The following is a 4,496-nucleotide window of genomic DNA, read 5'->3' as shown; positions in this document are numbered from 1 at the left end:
GCACCGAGGGTGGCACCGAGGGTGGCAGCACAGCCCTGCGCCACCGCTACCCCGCCGGATCGCACGTGCCCTTTCCGCCATCGCCGCTGTTGCGCCGCGCTGCCCCCGCCCCGGGGCGGCCGCCTTGGCCGTACGATCCTGCGCTGAAGCCGAGGAGGTCACCATTCCGTGAGAACCATTACCGTCAACCGTTACGTCACGCCGCTGCGCGAAGGCGGCTCGATGCCCGCCGTGGTCGAAGGCGACGACCTGGGGCTGTATGTGCTCAAGTTCCGGGGCGCGGGGCAGGGCGTGCGCGCGCTGATGGCCGAGATCATCGCGGGCGGCATCGCGCGGGCCCTGGGCCTGCCGGTGCCCGAGATCGTTCTGGCCCAGCTCGACACGGCGCTGGCGCAAACCGAGCCCGACCCCGAGATCCAGGACCTGGTCCGCGCCAGCGGCGGGCTCAACGTGGGGCTGGACTACCTGTCGGGTGCGCTCAATTTCGACCCGGCGGTGGATGGGGTGTCGGATGACTTTGCGTCGCGCCTTGTGTGGTTCGACGCTTTGGTGGGCAATGTGGACCGCACCGCGCGCAACACCAACCTGCTCATGTGGCACCGCAAACCCTGGCTCATCGACCACGGCGCTTCGCTGACCTTCCACCACGCATGGAACGGCGCCGTGGCGCAGCCTGCCAAGCCTTTTGCGCCGATCGCCGAGCACGTGCTTCTGGCCCGGGCCACGGCCCTGGCGCAGGTGGATGCGGAGCTGGCCGCGCGCCTCACGCCCGGGGTGCTGGCCGGCATTCTGGCCGATGTGCCCGATGAATTCCTGGTGCTGGCCGGCGCCGGCCATGAAGCGGGCCCGCTGGGGGCGCCGCAGAGCCATCGGCAGGCCTACGTGGACCATTTCACCAAGCGCCTGGCGGGCCGCGAGGTCTGGGTGGCCGCGCTGAAGGGAGCGGTCGATGCACGCGCATGAGGTGTACGACTACGCCATCGTGCGTGTGGTGCCGCGCGTGGAGCGCGAAGAATTCATCAATGCCGGCGCGATCCTCTCGTGCCAGCGCAGCGGTTTCCTGCAGGCCGCCATCGCACTCGACGAGGCGCGCCTGCTGGCGCTGGACCCGCAGGCCGACATCGACACCGTGCGCCGCCATCTCGCCGCCCTGGTCGCCATCTGTGCGGGCGATGAGGGCTGCGGGCCCATCGCGCGCCTGCCGTACCGCCAACGCTTCCATTGGCTCACCGCCAAGCGCAGCGCCATCATCCAGACATCGCCGGTGCATACCGGCCGCTGCACCGATGCGGCCGCCGCACTTGAACACATCATGGACCGCATGGTGCGGCCGCTTTCCGCAGGCTGATCGCACCCCCTGCCACGACACCCTTTCATCCCTATGTCCTCGACTTCCTCTCCTTTGGCCCGCTGCGTGATGGTGCTGGGCACCACCAGCGGCGCGGGCAAGAGCTGGCTCGCCACGGCGCTGTGCCGCTGGTACAGCAACCAGGGGCTCAAGGTGGCGCCCTTCAAGGCGCAGAACATGAGCAACAACGCCCGCGTGGTGGCCGGCCCGGAAGGCGCCACGGGCGAGATTGGTTCGGCGCAGTATTTCCAGGCCCTTGCCGCACGTGCCGTGCCCGACGTGCGCATGAACCCGCTGCTGCTCAAGCCCGAGGCCGATACGCACAGCCAGGTGGTGCTGATGGGGCAGGTGAGTGCCGAGCTCACGGCCATGCCCTGGCGCGGCCGCAGTGAGCGGGTGTGGCCGCACATGGCCGCCGCGCTCGACGCATTGCGCGCTGAAAACGACGTGGTGGTGATCGAAGGCGCGGGCTCGCCCGCCGAAATCAACCTGCACGCCAGCGACATCGTGAACATGCGTGTGGCGCGCCATGCCGATGCCCGCTGCCTGCTGGTGACCGACATCGACCGGGGCGGTGCGTTCGCGCACCTGTATGGCACCTGGGCGCTGCTGCCCGAGGACGAGCGCGTGCTCATCCAGGGCTTCGTGCTCAACAAGTTCCGTGGCGACGCCAGCTTGCTGGCCCCCGCACCGCAGATGCTGCAGGATCTGACGGGTGTGCCCACAGTGGCCACCATTCCCATGCAGTGGCGGCACGGCCTTCCCGAAGAAGACGGCGTGTTCGATGACCGCAGCCTGACCGCTGGCGCCGTGCACACCACCGTGGCCGTCATTGCATACCCGCGCATCAGCAACCTCGATGAATTCCAGCCGCTCAAGAACGTGCCTGGTGTGCGCCTGCTGTGGGTGCGCAGCCCCGCCGACCTGGTGGGCCTGCGGGGGGGGGACTGGATCGTGCTGCCCGGTTCCAAGGCCACTGCGGCCGATCTGGCCTGGCTGCGTGCGCAGGGCCTGGACCAGGCCATTGCCGCCCACGCCGCGCGCGGTGGCGCCGTGCTGGGCGTGTGCGGTGGTCTGCAGATGCTGGGCGAAGCCCTGATCGACACCGAAGGCATCGACGGCAACGCGCCCGGCCTGGGCCTGCTGCCGCTGGTCACCACGTTCGAGCCCGCCAAGACGGTGCGGCGCACGGCGGCACGGTTCGGCGCGCTGGCGGGGGCCTGGGCCATGCTCTCTGGTGTGGCCGTGGAGGGCTACGAAATCCACCATGGCCAGACGGCGCAGCACCCGGCCATGGCGGCCAAGGGCGACGTGGCGCGCGAGGTGATCGCAGGCCTGGCCTGGCAGAACGCAGCGGGCAACGTGCTGGGCCTGTACCTGCATGGCCTGTTCGAGGACGCTGCCGTGCTCCAGGCACTGTTCGGCGCCCATGCGCCCACGCTCGACGCCGTGTTCGATGGCCTGGCCGACTGCATTGCCCGGCACATGGAGCCGGGCGCGCTGGACGCCCTCATCGCGTAAACGTCCCGCAGTGGGCGGCTGCTATCATCCTCGCCCTCAGGTGCCCAATGCCGCAAGAGCGGCTCACAAAACTTTTCTGGCGCCGTTGCTGCGTCTTGCCGTGCTGCTCGTACTGTCTGCGACGCAGTACGTAGCCAGAAAAGTTTTGTGAGCCGCTTCAAAGCAAAGGGAGAATCGGGAAGGCGGTGCAAATCCGCCGCGTGCCCAACGCTGTAAGGACGATGCCTCGCACCTATGCCACTGGCTGCCAAGCCGGGAAGGTGTGCGACGGCAGACGACTCCAAGCCAGAAGACCGGCCTGAGCATTTCTTGGCGCTGCAAGGCCGGGCAGCGCTGCCACTATTCACGCACAGGGGACTGCCATGAATACCAGCGCAGTGGCGCAAGCCACGGCCAGCGTTCACGCCTTCACGCAAGAAGCACGTGACGCCATCTACCACGCCATCTTTTCACGCCGCGACGTGCGCGGGCAGTTCCTGCCCACGCCCGTGCCAGACGAGGTGCTGAGCCGCATCCTCACGGCCGCGCACCATGCGCCCTCGGTGGGCTTCATGCAGCCCTGGAACTTCCTGGTGGTGCGCTCGCAAGGCACCAAGCACCGCGTCCACGACGCCTTCGCCAAGGCACATGCCGAAGCGGCCGGCATGTTCGAGGGCGACAAGCGCGCCGTGTACCAAAAGCTCAAGCTCGAAGGCATCATCGAGTCGCCCATTGGTATCTGCATCACCTGCGACCGCGAGCGCACCGGCCCGGTGGTGGTGGGGCGCACCCACATGAAGACCATGGACCTGTACAGCAGCGTCTGCGCCGTGCAGAACCTGTGGCTGGCTGCGCGCGCCGAAGGGCTGGGCGTGGGCTGGGTCAGCATCTTCCACCAGGCCGACCTGCAAGAGGCGCTGGGCATCCCCAAGGGCATCACCCCCATTGCCTACCTGTGCGTGGGCTACGTCAGCCACTTTTACGACAAGCCCGAGCTGGAAACCGCCGGCTGGCTGCCGCGCCTGCCCATGGAAGACCTCGTGTACTTCGAGCAATGGGGCCAGCGCGACGACCAGCAGCCGCTCATCGCCCACCTGCGGCGCGACCAGGCGGCCGCCCAGCGAGGGCGCGAAGCCATCGCCTGACCCTGACTTGATCCCGCGCAGCGCGCCGGGCTGGCCCGCTGCACAGCGCCATCCAAGGCGCAGGCCCCGGTGCACACGGGCCGCGCCAACCCTCATTGAAAGTTGAACCACGCCATGACCACCCACATCACCCTGATTGCCGACATCACCGACGCGCCTCTCACCCAGGCCTTGCAACACAAGCTGGACAACAAGACCAAGCCCCTGGGCTCGCTCGGGCGCCTGGAAAGCCTGGCGCTCAGGCTGGGGCAGATTCTGGGCACGCAAACCCCGGCGCTGGAACAGCCACAAATGCTCGTCTGCGCGGGCGACCACGGCCTGGTGGCGCGCGGCGTGTCGGCCTTTCCCAGTGATGTCACGTGGCAGATGGTCGAGAACTTTCTCGCCGGCGGCGCTGCCGTGAGCGTGCTGGCCCGCCAGAATGGCCTGGCGCTCACGGTGGTGGACTGCGGCGTGGCGCGCGACATCGCTCCGCGCGAAGCGGTGCCCGGCCAGCCGCGTCT

General features: G+C 68.6%; 5 protein-coding genes and 1 riboswitch. All 5 genes read left to right on the top strand.

All coding sequences use genetic code 11. The features are described from left to right. Positions 1-168 precede the first annotated feature (168 nt). On the top strand, positions 169-963 hold the full coding sequence (locus ACDELDRAFT_RS19490) for a HipA family kinase (RefSeq protein ID WP_005799759.1): 795 nt from the start codon (positions 169-171) through the stop codon (positions 961-963). Continuing rightward, positions 950-1,348 carry a DUF3037 domain-containing protein gene (locus ACDELDRAFT_RS19485; RefSeq protein WP_005799758.1) on the top strand — a complete coding sequence of 133 codons (399 nt, stop codon included), beginning with the start codon at positions 950-952 and terminating at the stop codon, positions 1,346-1,348. The genes ACDELDRAFT_RS19490 and ACDELDRAFT_RS19485 overlap by 14 nt, the downstream gene beginning before the upstream one ends. A 69-nt stretch (positions 1,349-1,417) precedes the next feature. Continuing rightward, complete coding sequence (locus ACDELDRAFT_RS19480; protein ID WP_005799757.1) at positions 1,418-2,869, top strand: cobyric acid synthase; 1,452 nt, start codon at positions 1,418-1,420, stop codon at positions 2,867-2,869. Between the two features lie 129 nt (positions 2,870-2,998). Further along, positions 2,999-3,185: riboswitch (cobalamin riboswitch) on the top strand. A 46-nt stretch (positions 3,186-3,231) separates the two neighbouring features. Then, positions 3,232-3,993, top strand: a complete 762-nt coding sequence (bluB, locus tag ACDELDRAFT_RS19475; protein ID WP_005799756.1) for a 5,6-dimethylbenzimidazole synthase — start codon at positions 3,232-3,234, stop codon at positions 3,991-3,993. 114 nt (positions 3,994-4,107) lie between these two features. After that, positions 4,108-4,496 (top strand): nicotinate-nucleotide--dimethylbenzimidazole phosphoribosyltransferase (locus tag ACDELDRAFT_RS19470; protein WP_005799755.1); only part of this gene is annotated, 389 nt, incomplete at its 3' end.

Origin of the sequence: Acidovorax delafieldii 2AN (assembly GCF_000175235.1) — a bacterium.
GTDB lineage: Bacteria > Pseudomonadota > Gammaproteobacteria > Burkholderiales > Burkholderiaceae_C > Acidovorax > Acidovorax delafieldii_B.
Note: the sequence above shows the minus strand (reverse complement) of the source record. Positions and strands in the feature narration are given on the sequence as shown.

Excerpts from the sequence above, each read along its gene's own strand:
- bluB (WP_005799756.1), top strand. The coding sequence starts at position 3,232 with ATGAATACCAGCGCAGTGGCGCAAGCCACGGCCAGCGTTCACGCCTTC.
- ACDELDRAFT_RS19480 (WP_005799757.1), top strand. The coding sequence starts at position 1,418 with ATGGTGCTGGGCACCACCAGCGGCGCGGGCAAGAGCTGGCTCGCCACG.
- ACDELDRAFT_RS19485 (WP_005799758.1), top strand. The coding sequence starts at position 950 with ATGCACGCGCATGAGGTGTACGACTACGCCATCGTGCGTGTGGTGCCG.